A 21,770-nucleotide genomic window follows, 5' to 3' on the forward strand; every position below is an offset into this window, starting at 1 on the left:
CTAACTCTTTCAAGTTAGAATCAATACTATATGATTTTTTTATTTTTAATGATTTACCAATATTATTTTTGCTTAAAATTCTTTCATTTGAAAAGTAAATTTTCACATCTTTAATTTTTAATTGAAGTTTTTTAATATTAAAATTAAAACTTTGTGTTTTATGTGTTGTCGTCTCTCTTATGTTTATATTATCTATAATTTTACTAAATGCCTTATTTTTAGTAAAATTATTAATAACATTTTTTTGAATATTATTTTTGCTGTTATTTTTAATTTTTAAATTTTTAATAAGTATATTGGATACCATATTTACCTCCTAATTATTTATCACCTCCCCAATTTTTGAGATCACATTAGCTGCTTTAGTTGGATTTATTTGCGCTAAAGCTTGAATTATTTCAGCTGCAGTATCAGATGGTAATTTTAATAATGCGTTAACAATAAGATCAATACCTACTTCATCTCTTGATAATGCTACAGCTATTTGAGCTGGTGTTGAGGAGGCGAACCATTGAGATAATTTTTCTATTCTTGAATTATAGTCTTCAAATTTTTTCTTTTCTTCTTCAAAAATCTTTTTTTCATTTTCAAAAATTTCTTTTTCTTTAGCTAAATTAGAAGCTTCAATAGTTATTTGAGAAGCTAACTTTTTTAATTCCTCTAACTGTGAGTTTATTTCTTGAGATTTTTTATCTAAAACTGACAATCTCTCTTCTATTAATTTTTCTTGGATAATGTATGCATTTCCTATATCAAGATATTCATATTTTACTCGATCTTTTAATACAGGTACTTTTTGTAGCATATAAGCTACAAAACTTTTCCAATCATTTTGAATACTTAAATTAAGAGTTTTTAATCTATTAAATTCAAAATTCAAATAAACTAATATAATAATAATTATGGTAATAAAGATAGACCAAAAAAATAGAGTTAGCAACCTTTTAATTCTTCCTGGTTTTTTATTTTCATCTTTAGCCATAATATCCCTCCCAACTTTTGCTAATTTATAGTATATCAAAAAAAATTCAAAAAAATAAATAGTAAATAAAAAGGGGCAAAAAGCCCCTTATATTAAAACATAGGTCCAAATCCAAATGTCCATTTAAAATTATTATTTTTATCAAAAACACCTTCAAATCTAATAGGACCAATCATAGGTATTGTTAATTTTAATCCGAAACCATATGACCATAAATAGTTGTTGTATAGAGAATTGTTTGTAGAATTTCCTATATCAAAAAATGCATAAAGATCAACTGGAACATTCTCTTTATTAATCTGATATTGGATTTCAGTATTATTTAGTATCATTGTATTACCACTTAGCGAAGAGAAATCATATCCTCTTAATGTATACATACCGCCTAGATAAAAATCATAAAGATTAAATGGATCATTTACATATCCAATTTTAAATCTATTAGCAAAAGTAAACTTATAATATGTATTAAATAATTTATTTTCTAAATATCCGCCATAATAATATTCATTGTTTTTTAATGCATTTAAACCACTAAATAATTGTATGCTATTATATAAACCATTATACGGTCTAAATGGATAATCTAATCTTGAATAAGTATAACCTAATCCTGAACTAATTTGTTTTTTTACCTCATATGATGAAGGATTATACTTTGTTTCAGAATAGCTGAAATTAAAATTTATATTATTAAAATCATTAATACTATAATTAGGAGATATAGAAAATGATAATTTATCAGATACAGTGGCTTCACCACTAATATTTTCTTGTGGGATTCCGTTATTTATATCATACAAACCATAATTTAAGTTTGTACCTATGGAAAATTTAGATCCAAAAATATTTTTAATATTATATCCGCCATTAAAAATATATGTATTTGATAATGGATTTAAATTAGTAGAAATATTAAATGATTGACCGTATCCTAAAGGATTTGCCCATTGTAGTTCTAATTGTCCTAAAAAACCCATATACCAAGGTGCATTTTCAGGTACTGTGTATGTAATTCCTCCAATAAATTTTCCAGGTTTATTTTTTTCTTCAATGTCTATTTTAAAATCTAAGATATTATCTTTCTGATTATATGGATAAATGCTAACATTTTCAAAGAAACCTGTTCCAGACAATGCATAATATGTGTCTTGAATGTTTTTAGTTGTTATTACGTCTCCTTCTTTAAGTTTTATTGATGGATTAATAAGATAATTTTTTGTTTTCTGTTTTGGAGTAACATTAATAATAATATTTCCAACTTTATACTCAATTATTTTATAAGACAAATTGTTGTTATTATAATAAGCATTTATATCTATAAATGGGTAGCCTAAATTAATATAATAATCTTTTAAAGTTTTTATGCTATTTAATAATTGCAAATTTGATACCGTTGAGTTTTCAGATATATTTAATTGCTTTAATTTTCCGAAAATTTCAAAATCTTTTATACTTTCATTTCCTTCTATTGAAATATTTTTAATTAATGAAGGGGAATCAATAATTTTCTTTAATTCACCATCCAAGACAATTACTAGATCACCGCCTGGAGTTTTATCGATATTTAATGTTTTAAAAGATATTTGTGTTTTGGTTGAAAAGTAAGGTAATTGTTGTAAAGTTTGAAATATTTTTTGTATATCTTCTACTTTGGGGTATGTGTCTTTTACATCAGATCTAAATAAAAAGAATTTGTTCTCCCAGTCACTTCTAAAATTAAATCCAAATATTTTTTTTAATTCATTTTTATTTAAATTTGAAACTTCACCATTTAATTCAATATCCCATAAATCATATTCTTTAATAATATAAACCAAAGTATTTTCATTTGAAATATTTTTATTATCTACAGTAGTGCTTTCTAAAGTAATAGAGTCCGATTTTAATTTAACATTGCTTAAAATTTCAATATACATATAACCATTTTCATTATAATATTTTTTAATTTCATCTAAACCTTTTTTATATTCATTTAAATTGAAAGGAAGATTTTTTTCAGTATATACTTTTGTGGCTATATTACTTAAATCCAACAGTTTATCACCTAAAACTTTAAATTTAATATCTTTTACAATAGGGTTAGTTTTAAAGATAAGTTTTAATTCATTATTTTCTTCGGAATAATCGTAGGATATAGAAGAAAAATATGGATAAGAATTTTGAATAGAATTTATAGCTAATTTTAAATCTATTTCTCCAATAATTGAGTTTTCAGTAATATCATATTTAGAAAGTGTATTCTTTAATTCATTTTCAATAAAAGAAACATTACCTTCGAAAACTAATTTTTTTACAGTCATTAAAGCAAAAGTATTAATGAATACTGTAATCACCAAAAAAACTAATAATATTTTTTTCATTTATCTTCCTCCTTAATTTCTTTCTCTAGATTTAATATATAACTTTTAATTAAATTTAAATCAGATGGTTTTGTTAAATCAAAATTTTCATTCAAAAATTTAGAGTCAATATTATAACCGTTTTTATTGTAAAATCTATTTATTTTCCAATAAAAATTATTACTTATATTTAAAACGTGGAGAAATGTAGAAACTATATCTCCAACAGGTTGGCAATCAATATTTGATAAATTGAAATTTGCAGTAACTATAGTTCCAGAATTTTTTTTCGAATAAATGTTAAAAAAACCGCCAGTTTTTTCAACAGAAAACTTTAAAAATGATAATCCTACTCCGAATTTTTTCTTTCTATGTTTTTTAGTTGTATAAAAAGGATCTAAAGCTTTTTTTATTCCAAGATTGTCCATACCTCTTCCGTTATCAGAAATAGTAAATTTAAAATTATTTTTTGTTTCTATTATAACTAAATAACCCATTGTACCTCCAGAATTAATAGCATTTTCACAAATATCTAAAATATGATCACAAATAGTTCTTAATGTTGCCAAATTGGAATCACCCGACTTTCAATAATAGACTCTTTAAAACTAGCAAAAGATCTATCTTTTGCTAGTATTTTACATGAAGGAATTAATTGTTCAGGGAAATGGGCATCTGTATTAAAAATAAAATTATTAAAGCCAATTTTCTGAGCTTTTTCAATTTCATTTTTATTTTTTACTTCTACAGCATCTATTATAATATCTTCTGGAGGAAGCCCTAAATTAGTTATTAATCCATTAAATCTAAAAATATGAGCAGGAATAAATAAAGAATTATATTTTTTAGATAGTAAATAAATCTCATTAATACTTAAACTACAGGCGCTTCCAAAATATGGATTTTCTACAATAGAAGAAAATGTTCCATCTTCATTACAAATAATTTGATACCCTAATTTTTCTGGATTATAATCTTTTATTATTAAATTATTTTCTATTATATTACCAAATTTAATGGCATCATCTAAATTTTCAAAATATATTAATAAATGAACTTCCTCTTTGGAAGTTACTTCGATACCAGGAATTACTTTTACATCTATTTGTTTTAAAACCTTTGAGTATAATTCGATATGTCGAGTTGTATTATGATCTGTAATAGAAATCCAATTAACGCCATTTAAATAATCTAAAAAAATATCTGGGGTCATAGTGATATCAGCGCATGGAGATAAAATAGTGTGTATATGAAAATTTCCATAAAATGACGTCATATTATTCACCAAATAAGCAATTATATATTAATCCAACAGTTTTAAAAATATCATATTTGCTTTTTAATAAGTTTATATTATTTTCTTTTGCTTTTTCAATTGTTTCAATTTCAAAATCAAAATCTATTGGAATTATAATTGTATTTGCTTCAACTATAGAAGCAACAGCAATAATATTTGGATGTGTTTGATGAGTTATCCATATAGATGATGAAGGAGAATTCCTCATTATTTCACTTAATAAATCTCCAACGTAACCATTTTTAATTTCAATGTTATCATTGAAAATATAAATACTTTCAAGGAAGCCATGTTTTAAAATATCTTTTAAAGTCATTTTAATCCCCCTTATAAAACATCATTTCAATAGTAACGCCTTTTCCTACTTCTGAAATTATTGTCATTTTATCAGAAAATCTTTTCATATTAGGTAATCCCATTCCGGCTCCAAAGCCTTGGGATCGAACATCTTCAGATGCCGTAGAGAATCCTTCTTGCATAGCTAATTCAACATTCTCAATACCTTTTCCATAATCTTTAATTAATAATCTAATGCTATCTTCAAAATCCCAACAATAAATTTGACCATACGAATCTGAATGAATAACAACATTAGCTTCTGCTTCATAGGTAGCAATAGAAATTTTTCTTATTAGTGAATCATTTATATTTTTACTTTTTAAAAATGCTTTTAATTTAGTTGCACCAATTCCAATTTTTTGAATATCGTTATAATTTATTTCAAAATTAAAGGAAATTTTATCATTATCTAAAATTTCTCCGGTAAGTTTTGATGTATATTCTTGGTTTAATACCTTTTTTCTACGTTCATCATGAATATATATTGTCCCTAATTTTTCGAAAAGCCAGGTAATAACATCATATTTTGTTATAATTCCAACAACCTTATTTTCTTCATTGATTATAGGGAATCTTCCATATTTATATTTTTGAGAATAATCAATAAATTCAGAAAGTGTATTATTTTCGTTTAAAGATATCACGTTTTTAGACATCCATTTGAAAACATTATCATTTAAGTTTCCTCTTTCTAAAACATTTATTATATCTTCAATGCTAATAATTCCAACCAATTTTAATCCTTTTTTTACAACAGGTAATCCAGATATTTTTTTTATTTTCATTATATCCTTTACCTGCTTTATAGTAATTTCAGGCGTAACAACAATAGGTGGTGAAGTCATAATTTCACCGATTTTTGTGTTAGAAAAAACATCTAACAATTTTTCTAATAATTTGTTATCACTTTTCATTTAAATCAGTCTCCATAGCATCTTTTAAACCTAAATTATATAATTTTGCACAAGCAAAATACATAGAATATTCTGTAGACAAGATAGGAATTTCACAATTATTTATATTTTCTAAAAATTTTTTAGGAATAGATTTTCCTCTTACAAATAAAACAGCTCCTGCTTCTATAACAGATGCAGTCGTTAATGTTTGAGGTGTTGTTAAACCGGTTATTAATAACATGTTTGGTTTTGAAAAAGCCAAAAAGTCACTCATTAAATCAGAAGCGCCAGCATATTCAATTTCTAAATTTTCTAAATTTTCTGGTTTATTAATAATTGTAGCATTTAGTTCTTGTATTATTTTAGTTAATTTCATTTAATAAATCCCCTTTATACTCAAATTTTAAAAAAGCATCATAAGTCCAAGGTAATTTTTCTTTAAATATTTTTGCTAATGCAATAGCATATTGTTGTATTTCCCATTGTGCATGAGAATCAGCTCTTAGATTCAAGAAATTCATTAAAGATCTAACATTTACAGTCCAATAAAACTGAGTATATTGACCAACTGGTAAAATCATTCTAGCCATTTCTCTAGCAACACCCATTTCTAGTAATTTATTATAAGTTTCATATAAATAATTATATGTATATTTAACAATTTCTATAGCTTTTTTTTCCATATGTTTATCTTCTGTATGAATAGACCCTTGTTTATTTTTTGTATCTTGTATTCTTATATGATCTGGAATATAAAATTCTTCTGCAAATTTTGTTGTATATCTTCTTGAAATTTCATTATAACTTCCAATTCTATGCCTCATCCATTGGCGAGCAATAAAAATGGGAGTTTTTATATGGAATGTAAAGACTTGATGTTCAAAGGGGCTATGATGTTTATGCTCCATTAAATAGTTTATAAGCTGTATATCTTTTTCATCTGTTGATAATTCTTTACCATAAGAAACTCTTGCTGCTCTAACAGCAGTTTTATCTTCTCCCATTAAATTAACCAATTTTATAAACCCTTTGTCCAATACTTTAATTTCAATCATTTTCATCACCTTCTTTAAACATAAGCTCTTTATCTCTTCTTTTTCTCCTTTTTTCAAGATAAATAATTATAGATATAGAAAAAATAACAAAAGATAATATTGGTAAAATATAATTTAAAATTACATCAATTTTTATTTCATTTCGTAATTTTTTTAGAGCATTTAACGCTTCTTCTGATAAATTTGGATCTAAAGTTACAGCTTTGTTTAAGGCAATTCTAGCTAATGATTTATATTTATCATAATCCACATTTAACATAGATAGTGCCCATTTTGATAATATTCTAGGATTGTCTGAGTCATATTCTAAAGCTTTTTTATAATAATTCATCTTTTGAGTATAAGTATCTGAATAATCACCCAAAAGTTCATATACTAAAAATAATATTTTATAATTTTTAGTATTTGGTAAAATCTTATCGTTAACAATATTATTAGCAATATCTTTCTCATTATTTTCAAAGAAATGTTTAGCGATCAATAATAATACTTTTTCATCGGGGTCAGGTTCTTTAATATAAGTTTTAGATATTTTTTCAAATATATCTTTATCTTTAATATTCATTTTTAAGGAAGTAGCTATATTAATATATGTTTCAATGATTTTTTTATTATCTGGGAAACTAAGAACGCCTTCTTTTATAACTACATATGCATCATCTTTATTTCCATATAGATTAGAATTATATAAAAAATTTGATTTATAATATAGAATAAATGGAGATTTTATGATTTTCTTTTCTAAATTATTTATTTCATTTATAATTTCTTTTGCTAATTTAGGATCTCCAGTTATTTTCCATTGATTGTATTGAAATTCTATTAAAAGTATATCTATTACTAATAAATTTGGATTTGTATTTTTAAATTCATTTAACTTATTAATTGGTGAAATAGTTGTTTGAGGATTAATTGAAGATAAAATATCAAATAATTTTTTTTCTTCAAAAGATAAATTATTATCATACTCAACTCTTAATTCATTTGCAGCTTTTAAATAACTGCTATATCCTGTTTCTAAATATTTTTTTAAGTATCCAAAAATTTTAATATTTATGTTATTTGAAGCAATCATTTTGTCTATATCAAAATAACTTGCATAATATTCCCCAATATCTGCAGAAAACATATATAAAACAATTAATATAAAATTTAATAATAATAATATCTTTCTCATAATACCTCCTATTTTTCATTAACATATGCAAATAATTTTATTTCATCTTCAATATTCATTATTTGAACACTACTAATAGCATTTTCAGTATTAAATAATTTATTTTGTATTTTAATTTGTACTCCAGGATATAACATCTTTCTTGCAATTACTACTCCTTCTTTTTTTGAATTATTTATTAATTTTTTTAATTCAATTAATTTAGTTTTGGAATTTTCAATTTCATTTTTTAAAATTTTTGTTCTATTAAGAATTTTTTTCAAATAATTTGCTTTTTCAACTTTTAATTTGCTTTGTTTTAATTTTTCCATTAATGAAGTAATTTGAGGTGTAATAGCTTTTAATTCTTCAGTATATTTTTTGGTTAATTCTAATAAGTTGGAATATTCAGTATATAGTTTTGGATCCACACCTACTTCTATTGTAGTTAAAACACCTAAGGTACTACCAATATAATGAGATTCAACTTTTTTTAGTACATTTATATTACCACCAACTATTTTACTATTATAACCATCTAAAATTAATTCTTCGGCATATATAACATTACAGTTAATTAATGATTTATCAATTAAAATTTTTTCTTTTGCTTCTAAATTTGCATTTTCAGCAAATTTAGCATATATATTCTGCGCTTTAATAATTCCCTTATGGCTACCTTTTATTCCATTTACTTTTAAATTTTTTTGGGAAATAACTGTAGCAGCTTCAATTTCGCCATAAATTTCAATATCCTCTTCAGCTTCCACTATAAACCCGGGTTTTACTGATCCTCGAATTATAACTTTGCCAGGAAAATTAATATTTCCAGTATTAAAATCCACATCCCCATTAATTTCATAAATAGGCTCTATAGATATGTATAAAGTACCATCAATATCTTTTCTTATTTTTAATTCTCCAGAAGAAGCGGCAATAATATACCCTTCATCATCTTTTTCTACGTTTTTTTCTAATATAACCTTTGCGGGGTCTCCTAATAATCCTGGTATTTCTTTTCCCAAAATATCTTTACCTGGCTTTCCAATAGTTGGAGGATGAATAAATCCTATTTTTTCACCTAACTCAACTGTTATGATATTTTTTGCAAATTCTCTAAAATCAATTTTCTCATTATAGTTAATTTCTTTTTTTTCAATATCTAAATTTTTATATATCTCAACATAACCAGGATCTCCTTTTGATGGAGGTATTGCTTCTGCTATTAAAATAGATTGATTATATATTGGATTTACAACTAATGATTTTAAAACATCATATTTAATTCCAACTTTTATATTCGCGTTTTTTAAAGCATTATATAACTCATTTTCAGTAGATATTCTACCGTCATATAATAAAGATATATATGCTTTTTTATAGTCTTCAGATGTATGGATTTTTATAATAGCCATTATTAGTCCCCCAATTTTTTTGTTAAAACTAATAAATTCCCTTCTTCATTTATATCTTTCCATATTATGTTATCAAAAACCTGAGATATAATATGTACTCCTAATCCATGATCTTTTATATCATCTAAATCTCTAGATTTTATTTTTGCAATATCAACTTTTTCACCAAAATCTCTAATATATACATTGAACATAGAATTAATCAATTCAAATTTAATAATAATTTTTTTATACTCGTCAAAATTGTAAGTATGTTCAATTACATTAGCTACAGCTTCATTTAAAGCTAATTCCATAAAGAATATTTGTTCATTGTCATTATAATCATTTAATTTAAGAAAATATTTCATAGTTTCACGTAAAATCTTAATATATTTTGTTTTACTTAAAATTTCTAATTCTATATAGTCCATATTATCCCCCTAAACAACAATGAATTTAGCTTTCCAATTTCCGATTTTGTTTCTTCCGTTTTTTATATTAAAATCTTTAGCAATATCCTTTTTTATTAATATAATTTTAGGTTTTAAATCCTTTAAAATATCAATACCATGTTTGTATAGATAGTAAGGATATAAATCTTCAGGAATCTTTAATAAATCTTTGTTTAAAAGATGTTCAAAATTAAAATCTAATTTTTCTAATAACTTTTTTTTTCTTTTTTCTAAAGATTTAAGCCTCAAATTTTCAGCTTCTTTTAATGAAAATTCACATCCGCAATATAACTGTCTATAAATATTATTTGTTTTACAAAACTTTGCCCCTTCAGAAATAGAATTATTTGATCTAAAATTTTCATAATAAAAATTTATGTTATATTCTTTACATAAATTTTCAGCTATTTCTTTTATATCATTATGATCCTTTCTTGGACTAGATAATAATGTTGTAGAAAAATATGTATAACCAAGTTCTTTCGCCTTTATTACTGTTTTTTTCATTCTAATATACATACATTTATAACATCTTTTTTTTTCGTCTTTAACATCAATATTTTTTACTTCATCTAAAAAATCATTGTGAGTATATTCTGATTTAATTTCCTCAAAGCTCCACATTTTTTTTAATTTTAAAAAAGCATTATACCTTTTTTCATATTCGGTATAGGGAAAAATATTAGGATTGTAAAAAAAAGATGTATATTCAATATTTTTTTCTTTTAATTTTTTATGAGCTAAAACTAAATCAGGCGCACAACAAACATGCAAAAAAATTTTCAAAACTCTACAACTCCTTTTATTTGATTAATTTGAAAATTTGTTAATATATCTTTTAAATCGTCTAAAGTATTTATATTCTTTATTTTCCTATAATTTATAATTTTTAGAGCTGTTTTTTCACCTATACTTGGTAATTTTATTAAATCTTCATATGTTGCTTTGTTTATATTTATTTTTTTGTTTTCTTTAAGTATATAAATAGTTTCTGATAAATAAAAATAAGATTTTATTTTTTCAAAAGTTTTTTCTCCAATGCCAGGAACTTTTTTCAAATCATCAACAGAAGAAAAACCAAAATTTTCATAATATTCTTTAATTTTTAGAGCTTTTTTATATCCAATACCAGGTATTTTTATTAATTCATCTATTGTAAAGTTTGCTAAGTCAATTTTACTATACTGATAATTCTCAACTTTAGGTTGAGAATTAAAGTGTATATATAAATTTAGGAAAAAAACTAATAGTATTATGATAAAAAAAATAATTTTATTCTTCATAATTTCCTATTAAATTAAAACTTTTTATAAACCTATCTTTTACACTTAATCCAGTTAACTGTAAAATGTTTTCTTCATCTATGTAATTTTCCATATAGTTTTTAGCATCATTGATATTAGTAAATAAACCGGCACATATAGCAAAATAATTTTTACCGCTATTTTTAAATCTTCCATTATATACAAAAACGGGTATTCCTGCATTTCTTAGTGTTAGAGCAGTAAAAAATGCGTCTTCTTCTGTTAAATACAATCTTAATTGTATAGTATAAACTGTTTGAGTATTAAAATTTTGATTTTCTGAATAAAAAGTATATAAAGTTGTAGAAATAGGAGTAAGAAAATAATTTATGTTATTTTCTATTGAATTTACACTATTAAAAAAAGCATCATTTTTATTTAGTATTGTTAATCCGCCTAAATCATTATTTTTAAAGCTGCTTTTAGCATTTTTTATTAAATAATATATATCAACATTCTTTTTTTCAATAATCCCTTTTGGTTTAATATTAAGAAACTTATTTATTTCTTCAATATTTAGGGTTATATCTTTCATATTAAAAATTTTTGAGGAATTAACATCAACATTTTTTGTTTTTAATTCATTTATTTGTATTTCTAAATTTCTAATCTTGTATTTTAGATATAAAGTATAAGAAGTTAAAATAGCTAAAAACATTGGTATAATAAATAAAAATATTGTAATTATAATTAATCCCCAATCTTTTCTTTTTTTTATCACAAAAATCCACCTCTAAAATAATCTTTAACTTCCTTAATAACCGATAATAGATCATCTTTAGGAATTCTATATTTTATTAATTTGCCAGAAGAAGTATATAAAATGAAATCTTTATCATTTAAGTCTAAATCAATCTTTTCTATTAATTTATATGATATATCAAAATTATTCGTAAGTTCTTTTTCAATTTTTTCAAACTCCTCAAAACTCAAAAATCCATAATACCATGAAATATATAATTCAATTAAAAAACTAAGTCCAAAAACATTTAAATAATTATTGTTGAATCCAGACTTTTTATTATAAAATAATAAAGTTATAGTTTCTCCTGGAAAAATATCACCTTCATTTTTTAAATAATAAACCCATTGTTTTAATGAATAATATAAATAATCTTCTAAGTCCAAAACTGAAAAATTGAATTTTGAATAGTTTAAAGATAATTCGGCAATTTTTGAATTCATAATTTTTCCTAGAATATAAGGTACAATAAACATATTTTTAAAATTTGTTTTTGAAATTGATTCAAATAGTATAGTATCTATAAATACATTTTTAGGATAACCTTTAATTGTTAATAAATCTTTTTTCCAGTTGAAATTTAAATAATATTTACCTTTTAAAGGTGGCATAATAGCAGAATTTAAGTTTGATGGAAAAAAAGAATAATCAGTAATGTTAATATTCTCTAAGGTGTATCCTAAAAGTTCTAATGTAGTATATCCACCAAATACTAAAGCAGAATTTATATTATTTTCTGTAAATTTTATTAAAAAATTTAAATACTTATCTAAATTTTTTAGATTTTCATTACCAATTACAGATATTGAATTAATTAAATTTAACTTATCAATAATTTCTATTTTTTTATCATAAATAATATAATTATTATATCTTTTATTGTTTATATACTTACTATAATAGTTATGTCCAATTAGAATCTCAATAGAATCACCATTTTTTGTTTCAAATAAAATATTCTTCAAAAAGTCCACCTCTAAAAATTATATTAATAAGCCATCAAACAAATTACCAATTACTGATTCAGTAACTTGTGATGAAAATCCACCTTCTTGAACGAATAGCTTAGGAATATTTAAATAAGAAATCATTCCACCTATTTCCTTGTAATCTTCATTTTTTAAATTAAAAGTAGTGCTAGAATCATTTTCATGTGTATTTGAACCAAAAGGTATAATTAAAAAATCTGGATCAAAATCTTCTATTTCTAACAATGCTTTTTCTAAAACTCTTAAATAAGTTCTACCGTTGATATTATCTTTTAATGGGAAATTTATATTGTATCCTCTTCCATTACCGTCTCCAATTTCCCATTCATAACCAGAAATATAAGGATAATGATTGGATGGATTTCCATGAATACTAATAGTTAAAACAGTATTATCATCATAAAAAATTTCTTGAGTTCCGTTTCCTGCATAAAAATCTAAGTCGAGTATTGCAACATAAACATCTCCGTTTTTTTGCAAATATCTTGTGGCTAATGCTGCATTATTAAAATATGCTCCACCACCACAAGAGGATATTCCGGCATGATGTCCTAAAGGTCTTGAACATGAATATACTAATTCTTCACCTTCTAATAACATAGAAGCACCAGTTAATGCGCATTTTGCACTTATCCATGCCATTTCAAATGTATTTTTATTAATTGGAGTTTTACTATCAATAGCCATATCATATCCAAATATATTTGGGAAATATTCTTGATTATCATCTAAATAATATTGCTTCTCTTTTAACCAATTAACAAAATCTAAAGAATGTACAAAATACAAATATGATCGCGGAAAATCTTTTGATCCAACAATAATATCTCCATATTTTAATTGTATTATTTCTTTGATAACCTCAATTCTTCCAGGTTTGTCCTTATTTTCTATTAATTTGAATCCATCAAATTCATGTTTAGGTGAATAAAAAACATGTCTTGGATCATATATAAATTTCATTTTCATTCCTCCATTTCGGAAATTAAGTTTAACCTATTTTCATGTCTGCCTCCTTCAAAAGAAGTTTTTAAAAATGTATCTACTGTCCATTCTGCAAGTTCAAAACCCATTGTTCTTCCACCTAATACTAAAATATTAGCATTATTATGTTGTCGAGCTAATTCTGCCATTTTTGGATAGTAAGCTAAAGCAGCTCGTATTCCTTTAACTTTGTTTGCAGCAATTGACATTCCTAATCCTGTACCACACATCAAAATGCCAAAATCCGCTTCTTTATTTACAATTCTGTCTGCGACTTTTTTTGCATATATTGGATAATCAACTCTATCATTATTATATGGACCTTCATCAATTACTTCAATTCCTTTTTTTTCTAAATATTTTTTAATATGTTCTTTCATAGAAAATGCTGCGTGATCAGAACCAATAGATATTTTCATCTATTATCACCTCTTTTAATTTTAATGTTCCTATTATAGAATTACCTTTTAAAATAATTATAGTATTCTTTTCATAATCTAAATAATCTGATTTAACATACAATATTAATAAATCTTTAGAACTTTTTATATTAATATTAGGATTACATTTTATGTATTTTAAATTATCATATAATATTATATCACCATTAATTAATTCTCCGTTTAATTCTATAATTCCATATTTTTTATTATCTTTTATGGATATACCTCTAGGATTTCCTGAAATTTCTATATATCCTTTTTTTTCTAAAGATTTTAAATGGGAAAAAACAGTAGAAACACTTTTTAATCCAAAAAAATTCATTATTTCTCTCATAGATGGAGGATAACCTTTAACTTGTATGAAAAATTCAATGTAGTCCAATATTTTTTTTTGTTTATTAGTAATATTTTTCATAGTAACCTCAAATATCAAAAATAATATTAACTATGTATTTTTCATCATTGGAAATAATTTTTGGATAAGAAATAGCTTTCACTTCTATATCTGATTTTATTGTTATTATCTTTGAAAAATAAATTTTTATTTCATTTTCAATTTTTTCAATTTTAGATGGGAAAAATCCTTCATAAATTTTATTTAACGAATAATTTCCAATATCAAATAAAATATCGTCAATATCCTGATTTAAAATAGAATATGAAAAGTGATTTTCTATCCCACCTACAAGCGGTAAAAAGATTTTGTTTAATGCATCAAACAAATCTTCTAGAAGTTCGATAATGTCATTACCAATTAATTCATACATAATATCTGCAGTATGGTTTAGTTCTTTACTCATCATCATCTACCACCACAGCAGCATCTGCTACAATGTCTTCATTATCTAATCTTAAAGCTCTTACACCTATAGCATATCTGCTTAAAGTTGAAATGGCATTCACTTCTTCTCTAATAGCTTTTCCTAATTTTGAGAAAACTATTATATGACTTTCATCATCAACAGTTAATGCTTTTACAATATTTCCAATTCTAGATGTTTCTTTAACACATTTTAGGCCAACTCCGCCTCTATTTTGTAATCTGAAATCATCAAAATTAACTCTTTTTGCAAAACCATGTTCTGTTATCAATAATAGACTTTTATCTTTTACAACAAGTACACCATTAACAACATTATCATTTTCCCTTAATTTAATAGATCTTACTCCAGAAGCGGATCTTCCCATAGGTCTTACATCTGAAACTTTAAATCTTAAACTCATACCTTTTTTGCTAATTACTAAAACCTCATCGTCATCATTAACTATTAATGCATCAACAATCATATCATCTTCTTTAATTGTTATAGCTTTTAATCCATTTTTCCTAATATTTGAGAATTCACTTAAAGCTGTTCTTTTTACAATTCCATTTTTTGTGAATAGCATAATATACTTATTTTCAATTTCTTTCTCATTTTCAATAGGTATTATGGTTTTAATTTTTTCATCATTATCTAAATACAAATAAGAAGAGATATGTTTTCCTTTAGTATCCTTTGAACTTTTTTCGATATTATAAGCATACAGTTCAAATGCTTTACCTTTTGAGGTAATAAATAACAATTTTGAAAGACTATTTGTTTGTAAAACTTGTATAATAAAATCATTATCCGATTTTTTAATGGCTTTTGATCCTTTCCCGCCTCTATTTTGAACTTTGTATTCAGTGCTTTTCATTGCTTTGATATAACCCCATTGAGTTAAGACAATTACTAAATCTTCTTCTTCAATATTATCGGCATCTTCAATTTTAGAACCTTGATTAGTAATTTTAGTTTTTCTATCGTCGCCAAATTTTTCTTTTACTTCAAGAAGTTCTTCTTTTATTACCTCTAACAATTTAGATTTATTATTTAATATTTCTAAAGCATCCGTTATTTTTTGAGTTAATTCTGCATATTCTTTCTCTAATTTTTGACCTTCTAATTTTGATAAACTAATTAATCTCATATCAACTATAGCATTAGCCTGTTCTTTTGTGACATTAATAATTTCCATTAAACTATTTACAGCTTCTTCTCTTCCTTCAGACTGTCTAATAATTTCTATGACTGATTCAATTCCCTCAGAGGCTTTCATTAATCCTTCAACTATATGAGATCTCTTTCTTGCTTTATCTAATTCATATTGAGTACGTCTAGTAACTACATCTATCCTATGCTCAATAAATGCTTCTAAAATTTCTTTTAAATTCATTACTTTAGGTTTTCTTTTATCAATAACCGTCATTTGAACTGCAAAAGAAGTTTGAAGTGACGTATGTTTTAATAATTGATTTATTATTCTCTGCGGATTTACATTTCTTTTTAACTCAATAACTACACGAATACCTTCCTTGTCAGATTCATCTCTAATGTTTCTTATTCCTACATCTTTTTTATTTTCTTTTTGTTTTGTAACATAATTTGCAATTTGCTCTATCAAATCAGCCTTTGAAACTCCATATGGAATTTCGTTTATTACAATACTAATGCCATTTTTATTTTCTTCTAGTTCATATTTTGATCTAATATGGAATGAGCCTCTTCCTGTTTCGTATATATCTTTTAATTTATTTCCGTCTACAATAATTCCTCCTGTTGGGAAATCTGGGCCCTTTATATATTTCATTAAATCTTTAATAGATGCTTCAGGATTATCGATTAAATGAGAAATACCATCAACTAATTCATTTAAATTATGTGAAGGAATGTTAGTTGCCATACCAACGGCAATACCATTAACACCATTCATAAGTAAATTAGGCAATCGAGTCGGTAAAACTGAAGGTTCTTTTAAAGACCCATCAAAATTATCTAATATATCGACAGTATCTTTGTCAATATCCATTAACATATATTCTGCTAATTCATGCATTTTTGCTTCAGTATACCTCATTGCTGCAGGCGGATCTCTATCAACAGAACCGAAATTTCCCTGTCCAATAACTAAAGGATATCTTAAACTAAAAGGTTGAGCCATTCTAACCAAAGCGTCATATATAGCAGCATCACCATGAGGGTGATATTTACCCATAACTTCACCAACAATACGGGCGCATTTTTTATATGCTGCTGTATGTTTTAAGCTCAATTCATCCATAGAATATAATATTCTTCTTTGAACTGGTTTAAGGCCATCTCTAACATCAGGAATAGCCCTACTTGTTATAACACTTAAAGAATATAAAAGATATGATTCTTTTAACTCTTCTTCAAAAGATTTATTTAAAATATCGCTCATATTAACCCCCTACTTAAGAAATTTTAGCTCCCGGTTCAATATCATTATCTGTAGTTAATAGTACCAATTTATCATTTATTTTGGCTGCTAATAACATTCCGTATGATTCAATTCCCATTAATTTAGCTGGTTTTAAATTAGCAACAACAATTATTTTCTTACCTATAAGATTTTCAGGTTCATAAAAATTAGCTATACCAGCTACTATTTGTCTTTGGCCTAATTCTCCCAAATCTAACTGTAATTTGATTAATTTTTTAGATTTTTTAACTTTTTCAGCTTCTAATATTTTTGCAACTCTTAAATCAACGTTTTTAAAGTAATCTATGTCAATTAAAACATTTTCAGCATTTTCTTGTTTTATTTCTTCTTTCTTATTATCTTCCATTTTTATTTCCTCCTTATTTTTCATAATAATAACTTTTTTCCAAGTTTTTACATCAATTCTTTTAAAAACAGGTTCTCCAATAATAACTTTTTTACCACTTTCTAATAAACCTATTTTAATATTTTCATTGTTAATATAGTTTTCTACATCAATATCTAATTTCTTTAATATTTCTATTGCGGTATCTGGCATAATAGGAGATATTAATAATGATATAATTCTAATTGAATCCATTAAATTATACATAACAGTAGACAAACGAGATTTTTTTGCTTCATCTTTACCCAACAACCATGGTTCTGTTAAGTCAATATATTTATTTGTAAATCTAACTAATTCCCATAAGCTTTCTAAAGCATGAGTGAATTGATATTTATCCATATATTCTTCATATGATTTGATTGTATTATTAATCAAATCAAATAATTGATTATCAACTTCATCTTTTTCTCCAGGTGCTGGAATAATTCCATCAAAGTATTTATTAACCATAGATAATGTTCTGTGAACTAAATTACTTAAATCATTTACTAGGTCGGAATTGTATCTGGTAATTAAATTATCTTCAGAAAAATCACCATCTTTTCCAAAAACAATATCTCTCATTAAATAATATCTAATTACATCGTTTCCATAGGCATCAACTAAAATTCTTGGATCAATAGCATTTCCTAATGATTTTGAAATTTTTTCACCGTTTACAGTTAACCACCCGTGGGCAAAAACTTTTTTAGGTAATGAAAGTCCAACAGACATTAACATGGCTGGCCAAATTAATGAATGAAATCTATTTATTTCTTTTCCAATTAAATGAACATCGGCTGGCCAATATTTGTTAAAAAGTTCCATATTTTCTGGATAACCTAGTGCACTAATGTAATTAATCAATGCGTCAACCCAAACATATATAACATGTTTTGGATCATTTGGCATAGGAATTCCCCAATCAAATGTAGTTCTGGTAATACTTAGATCTTTTAATCCACTTTCTAATATTTTTAACATTTCATTTTTTCTAAATTCGGGCTCTAAAAAGTCAGGATTTTCTTCAAAAAATTTCTTTAATGGCTCATTATATTTTGAAAGTCTAAAGAAATAATTTTCTTCTTCAACCCAATTTACCTCTCTAGAACAGGACGGACAAATTTTTTTGCCTTCTTTTTCTTCTATTTCATCATTTGTCCAATATGTTTCACAAGGAACACAATACCAACCTTCATATTTTCCCTTATATATATCTCCATTTTCCAACATTTTTTGTACAAAGAATTGAACAGTTTTCATATGTTGTTCATCTGTAGTCCTAACAAAATAATCATTGGTTATTTTTAGGTCTTTCCACAATGATTTGAATTTACCTGATAATTCATCACATAATTCTTGAGGAGAAACCCCTTTTGCTTTAGCTGCTTGTAGTATTTTTTGCCCATGTTCATCTGTACCTGTTAAATAAAATACATCATAACCTCTCATTCTTTTATACCTTGCTATAATATCTCCGACAATTGTTGTATAACTTGAACCAATATGAGGCTCAGCGTTTACGTAATATATAGGAGTAGTAATATAAAATTTTTTCATTTTTAATCCTCCAATCTATTATTTTATTGTTTAATATATTATACCATATTAAGAACTGAGTATAATTAAGAAGATTTTAAAATTATATACTCGTCATAATTTTTTTACCATTAAAAGTTGTTTTATTTAAAATGATATGTTAAAATAAAGAAAATAAAATTTATTTTAGGAGGAATTAAGATGCGAATGTCAAAATATTATGCACCTACTTTAAAGGAAGTTCCAAATGATGCTGAAATTAAAAGTCATGAATTGCTAATTAGAGGTGGTTTTATTAGAAAAACAGCTTCTGGTGTATATACATATTTACCTTTAGGTACTAAAGTTTTGAAAAAAATAGAAAATATTGTAAGAGAAGAGATGGAAAATATAGGCTCTCAAGAAATATTAATGCCAATTATTCAACCTGCAGAAATTTGGCAAGAAAGTGGAAGATGGGATGATTATGGTCCTGAAATGATGAAGCTAAAAGATAGACACAATAGAGATTTTACTTTAGGGCCTACTCACGAAGAAATGATAACTACAATAGTAAAAAATGAATTAAGATCATATAAACAATTACCTGTATCTTTATTTCAAATTGCTAATAAGTATAGGGATGAGATAAGACCAAGATTTGGTGTTTTAAGAGCAAGGGAATTTATTATGAAAGATGCATATTCTTTCCATGATTCTGAAAAGTCTTTAGATGAAACATACAATGAATTTTATAAAGCGTATGAAAATATATTAGAAAGATTAGGTGTAGATTATTTGGTTGTAGAGGCAGATACAGGAGCTATTGGAGGTAGTAATTCTCATGAATTTCAAGTAAAAGCTAAATATGGTGAAAGTACAATATATTACTGTGATTGTGGTTATGCTGCTACTGATGAAAAAGCTGAATCTAAAGTAGTATTTGAATTATCTAATGAAGAAGAAAAAGAATTAGAAAAAGTTAATACACCAAATGTAAAAACTATAGAAGATGTTGCGGATTATCTAAATATTGAAAAAAATAAGATAGTTAAATCTTTATTATTTAAAGGTAGAGATGGTTGGATATTAGCTTTGATAAGAGGAGATTACGAATTAAACCTTTCAAAATTAAGATCTTTAATGAATGATCAAACAATAACATTAGGTGAGCCAGATGAAATTAAAGAAATTTTTGGTGTTGAAATAGGATTTATAGGACCAGTGGGTATTCAAAATGTAAAAATAATAGCTGATGAAAGTGTAAAGGGTATTAAAAATTTTGTTGTAGGCGGTATGGAAAAAGATACTCATTATATAAATGTGAATATAAATAGAGATTTTAAAATAAATAAATATGCTGATTTAAGAATGGTACAAAAAGGCGAGCTTTGTCCAAAATGTGGGGAGGCATTAAAAGAAATAAAAGGTATAGAAGTTGGACAAGTTTTTAAATTAGGGACAAAATATTCTGAAAAATTAAATGCATACTATACAACTGAAGATGGAAAACAAAAACCATTTATTATGGGATGTTATGGTTGGGGTGTTTCAAGAACTTTAGGAGCTATTGTTGAACAATTACACGATGATTATGGAATGATATGGCCAAGAAGTATTGCGCCGTTTGAAATTGTTATTATACCCGTTTCTATGAAACAAAATGAATTAGTTGAAAAAGCAGAAGAAATTTATAATTTACTAAAAGAAAAATATGATGTATTATATGATGATAGAGATGCATCTCCAGGTTTTAAATTTAAAGATGCTGATTTAATAGGAATTCCTTTGAAAGTTGTTTTAGGTAAAAAGATGAAAGATGGGAAAGTTGAAGTTAAATTGAGATATGAAAAAAATTCTAAAGAAGTTGATATTACAACATCATACAACGAATTATTAGAAATTATTGATGAAAAATTAAACGAATATAATCCAAAAATTTACCTTGAATCTATTGACAAAGAATAATCTTCATGTTATAATAGTTTTGCGTCGGAGAGGTGGCCGAGTGGCCGAAGGCGCTTGCCTGCTAAGCAAGTGAGGGTTATTACCCTCCGTGGGTTCAAATCCCACCCTCTCCGCCATTTTTTTTACCTATTTTAGTTTATATGTGCCCGTAGCTCAATTGGATAGAGCATTGGACTGCGGATCCAAAGGTTGCTGGTTCAAATCCAGTCGGGCACGCCAAAAAAAAGGGGCGTTGCCCCTTTTTCCTGATTTTGACAGCAATTTCATGATTT

General features: G+C 25.2%; 23 protein-coding genes and 2 tRNA genes. 3 read left to right on the forward strand and 22 right to left on the reverse strand.

Annotated elements, in window-relative coordinates:
- The 22 genes from AS160_RS06320 to metG all read right to left on the reverse strand — a co-directional run.
- Nucleotides 1-307: hypothetical protein (locus AS160_RS06320; protein ID WP_165146553.1), on the reverse strand; the 307-nt coding region annotated here is incomplete at its 3' end.
- A gap of 9 nt (nt 308-316) precedes the next feature.
- On the reverse strand, nt 317-982 hold the full coding sequence (locus AS160_RS06325) for a hypothetical protein (protein WP_165146556.1): 666 nt from the start codon (nt 980-982) through the stop codon (nt 317-319).
- A gap of 92 nt (nt 983-1,074) precedes the next feature.
- Nucleotides 1,075-3,345: a BamA/TamA family outer membrane protein gene (locus tag AS160_RS06330; protein WP_165146559.1), complete on the reverse strand. Its 2,271-nt coding sequence runs from the start codon at nt 3,343-3,345 to the stop codon at nt 1,075-1,077.
- Nucleotides 3,342-3,893, reverse strand: coding sequence for an ATP-binding protein (locus tag AS160_RS06335; RefSeq protein WP_165146562.1), 552 nt, complete (start codon nt 3,891-3,893; stop codon nt 3,342-3,344). The genes AS160_RS06330 and AS160_RS06335 overlap by 4 nt, the downstream gene beginning before the upstream one ends.
- Nucleotides 3,881-4,537 carry a hypothetical protein gene (locus tag AS160_RS06340; protein WP_165146565.1) on the reverse strand — a complete coding sequence of 219 codons (657 nt, stop codon included), beginning with the start codon at nt 4,535-4,537 and terminating at the stop codon, nt 3,881-3,883. The genes AS160_RS06335 and AS160_RS06340 overlap by 13 nt, the downstream gene beginning before the upstream one ends.
- Before the next feature lie 64 nt (nt 4,538-4,601).
- A complete protein-coding gene (locus tag AS160_RS06345; RefSeq protein ID WP_165146568.1) occupies nt 4,602-4,937 on the reverse strand; it encodes an iron-sulfur binding hydrogenase in 336 nt (111 codons plus the stop codon).
- Nucleotide 4,938: 1 nt separating this feature from the next.
- Nucleotides 4,939-5,874, reverse strand: a complete 936-nt coding sequence (locus AS160_RS06350) for a CBS domain-containing protein (RefSeq protein WP_165146571.1) — start codon at nt 5,872-5,874, stop codon at nt 4,939-4,941.
- Nucleotides 5,864-6,232, reverse strand: coding sequence for a hypothetical protein (locus tag AS160_RS06355; protein ID WP_206528122.1), 369 nt, complete (start codon nt 6,230-6,232; stop codon nt 5,864-5,866). The genes AS160_RS06350 and AS160_RS06355 overlap by 11 nt, the downstream gene beginning before the upstream one ends.
- Nucleotides 6,219-6,908, reverse strand: a complete 690-nt coding sequence (gene thyX / locus AS160_RS06360) for an FAD-dependent thymidylate synthase (RefSeq protein ID WP_165146615.1) — start codon at nt 6,906-6,908, stop codon at nt 6,219-6,221. Before thyX ends, AS160_RS06355 begins: the two co-directional genes overlap by 14 nt.
- Entirely contained in the window at nt 6,904-8,088 is a 1,185-nt protein-coding gene (locus AS160_RS06365) for a hypothetical protein (RefSeq protein ID WP_165146574.1), read from the reverse strand. Before AS160_RS06365 ends, thyX begins: the two co-directional genes overlap by 5 nt.
- Nucleotides 8,089-8,096: 8 nt before the next feature.
- Nucleotides 8,097-9,482, reverse strand: coding sequence for a FapA family protein (locus tag AS160_RS06370; protein WP_165146577.1), 1,386 nt, complete (start codon nt 9,480-9,482; stop codon nt 8,097-8,099).
- A gap of 2 nt (nt 9,483-9,484) precedes the next feature.
- Nucleotides 9,485-9,895, reverse strand: coding sequence for an ATP-binding protein (locus tag AS160_RS06375; protein WP_165146579.1), 411 nt, complete (start codon nt 9,893-9,895; stop codon nt 9,485-9,487).
- Between the two features lie 9 nt (nt 9,896-9,904).
- Complete coding sequence (locus AS160_RS06380) at nt 9,905-10,702, reverse strand: epoxyqueuosine reductase QueH (RefSeq protein WP_165146582.1); 798 nt, start codon at nt 10,700-10,702, stop codon at nt 9,905-9,907.
- Nucleotides 10,699-11,199, reverse strand: coding sequence for a helix-hairpin-helix domain-containing protein (locus AS160_RS06385; RefSeq protein ID WP_165146585.1), 501 nt, complete (start codon nt 11,197-11,199; stop codon nt 10,699-10,701). The genes AS160_RS06380 and AS160_RS06385 overlap by 4 nt, the downstream gene beginning before the upstream one ends.
- Nucleotides 11,189-11,941 carry a hypothetical protein gene (locus AS160_RS06390; protein ID WP_165146588.1) on the reverse strand — a complete coding sequence of 251 codons (753 nt, stop codon included), beginning with the start codon at nt 11,939-11,941 and terminating at the stop codon, nt 11,189-11,191. The genes AS160_RS06385 and AS160_RS06390 overlap by 11 nt, the downstream gene beginning before the upstream one ends.
- A complete protein-coding gene (locus AS160_RS06395) occupies nt 11,938-12,927 on the reverse strand; it encodes a hypothetical protein (protein WP_165146591.1) in 990 nt (329 codons plus the stop codon). Before AS160_RS06395 ends, AS160_RS06390 begins: the two co-directional genes overlap by 4 nt.
- 18 nt (nt 12,928-12,945) lie before the next feature.
- Entirely contained in the window at nt 12,946-13,914 is a 969-nt protein-coding gene (locus AS160_RS06400) for a histone deacetylase family protein (protein ID WP_165146594.1), read from the reverse strand.
- Between the two features lie 2 nt (nt 13,915-13,916).
- Nucleotides 13,917-14,354 carry a ribose 5-phosphate isomerase B gene (gene rpiB, locus AS160_RS06405; RefSeq protein WP_165146597.1) on the reverse strand — a complete coding sequence of 146 codons (438 nt, stop codon included), beginning with the start codon at nt 14,352-14,354 and terminating at the stop codon, nt 13,917-13,919.
- Nucleotides 14,332-14,793, reverse strand: a complete 462-nt coding sequence (locus tag AS160_RS06410; RefSeq protein WP_165146600.1) for a hypothetical protein — start codon at nt 14,791-14,793, stop codon at nt 14,332-14,334. The genes rpiB and AS160_RS06410 overlap by 23 nt, the downstream gene beginning before the upstream one ends.
- 7 nt (nt 14,794-14,800) lie before the next feature.
- Nucleotides 14,801-15,178, reverse strand: a complete 378-nt coding sequence (locus AS160_RS06415; RefSeq protein WP_165146603.1) for an archease — start codon at nt 15,176-15,178, stop codon at nt 14,801-14,803.
- The gene (gyrA, locus tag AS160_RS06420; protein ID WP_165146606.1) at nt 15,171-17,603 is read right to left on the reverse strand and encodes a DNA gyrase subunit A; all 2,433 of its coding nucleotides are present in this window, start codon (nt 17,601-17,603) and stop codon (nt 15,171-15,173) included. Before gyrA ends, AS160_RS06415 begins: the two co-directional genes overlap by 8 nt.
- Before the next feature lie 13 nt (nt 17,604-17,616).
- The gene (metG, locus tag AS160_RS06425) at nt 17,617-19,572 is read right to left on the reverse strand and encodes a methionine--tRNA ligase (protein WP_165146609.1); all 1,956 of its coding nucleotides are present in this window, start codon (nt 19,570-19,572) and stop codon (nt 17,617-17,619) included.
- A 180-nt stretch (nt 19,573-19,752) separates the two neighbouring features.
- Between metG and AS160_RS06430 the strand changes: the two genes are divergently transcribed.
- From AS160_RS06430 to AS160_RS06440, 3 genes are all read left to right on the forward strand, one after another.
- Nucleotides 19,753-21,498 carry a proline--tRNA ligase gene (locus AS160_RS06430; protein WP_165146612.1) on the forward strand — a complete coding sequence of 582 codons (1,746 nt, stop codon included), beginning with the start codon at nt 19,753-19,755 and terminating at the stop codon, nt 21,496-21,498.
- Nucleotides 21,499-21,524: 26 nt separating this feature from the next.
- Nucleotides 21,525-21,614 (forward strand) — tRNA-Ser (locus AS160_RS06435).
- Nucleotides 21,615-21,640: 26 nt separating this feature from the next.
- Nucleotides 21,641-21,717, forward strand: a tRNA-Arg gene (locus AS160_RS06440).
- Nucleotides 21,718-21,770: the final 53 nt, after the last annotated feature.

Origin of the sequence: Marinitoga sp. 38H-ov (assembly GCF_011057715.1) — a bacterium.
In the GTDB taxonomy this organism is placed as follows: domain Bacteria; phylum Thermotogota; class Thermotogae; order Petrotogales; family Petrotogaceae; genus Marinitoga.

Excerpts from the sequence above, each read along its gene's own strand:
- AS160_RS06325 (WP_165146556.1), bottom strand. The coding sequence starts at position 982 with ATGGCTAAAGATGAAAATAAAAAACCAGGAAGAATTAAAAGGTTGCTA.
- AS160_RS06330 (WP_165146559.1), bottom strand. The coding sequence starts at position 3,345 with ATGAAAAAAATATTATTAGTTTTTTTGGTGATTACAGTATTCATTAAT.
- AS160_RS06340 (WP_165146565.1), bottom strand. The coding sequence starts at position 4,537 with ATGACCCCAGATATTTTTTTAGATTATTTAAATGGCGTTAATTGGATT.
- AS160_RS06345 (WP_165146568.1), bottom strand. The coding sequence starts at position 4,937 with ATGACTTTAAAAGATATTTTAAAACATGGCTTCCTTGAAAGTATTTAT.
- AS160_RS06350 (WP_165146571.1), bottom strand. The coding sequence starts at position 5,874 with ATGAAAAGTGATAACAAATTATTAGAAAAATTGTTAGATGTTTTTTCT.
- AS160_RS06355 (WP_206528122.1), bottom strand. The coding sequence starts at position 6,232 with ATGAAATTAACTAAAATAATACAAGAACTAAATGCTACAATTATTAAT.
- AS160_RS06365 (WP_165146574.1), bottom strand. The coding sequence starts at position 8,088 with ATGAGAAAGATATTATTATTATTAAATTTTATATTAATTGTTTTATAT.
- AS160_RS06370 (WP_165146577.1), bottom strand. The coding sequence starts at position 9,482 with ATGGCTATTATAAAAATCCATACATCTGAAGACTATAAAAAAGCATAT.
- AS160_RS06375 (WP_165146579.1), bottom strand. The coding sequence starts at position 9,895 with ATGGACTATATAGAATTAGAAATTTTAAGTAAAACAAAATATATTAAG.
- AS160_RS06385 (WP_165146585.1), bottom strand. The coding sequence starts at position 11,199 with ATGAAGAATAAAATTATTTTTTTTATCATAATACTATTAGTTTTTTTC.
- AS160_RS06400 (WP_165146594.1), bottom strand. The coding sequence starts at position 13,914 with ATGAAATTTATATATGATCCAAGACATGTTTTTTATTCACCTAAACAT.
- rpiB (WP_165146597.1), bottom strand. The coding sequence starts at position 14,354 with ATGAAAATATCTATTGGTTCTGATCACGCAGCATTTTCTATGAAAGAA.
- AS160_RS06410 (WP_165146600.1), bottom strand. The coding sequence starts at position 14,793 with ATGAAAAATATTACTAATAAACAAAAAAAAATATTGGACTACATTGAA.
- AS160_RS06415 (WP_165146603.1), bottom strand. The coding sequence starts at position 15,178 with ATGAGTAAAGAACTAAACCATACTGCAGATATTATGTATGAATTAATT.
- gyrA (WP_165146606.1), bottom strand. The coding sequence starts at position 17,603 with ATGAGCGATATTTTAAATAAATCTTTTGAAGAAGAGTTAAAAGAATCA.
- metG (WP_165146609.1), bottom strand. The coding sequence starts at position 19,572 with ATGAAAAAATTTTATATTACTACTCCTATATATTACGTAAACGCTGAG.
- AS160_RS06430 (WP_165146612.1), top strand. The coding sequence starts at position 19,753 with ATGCGAATGTCAAAATATTATGCACCTACTTTAAAGGAAGTTCCAAAT.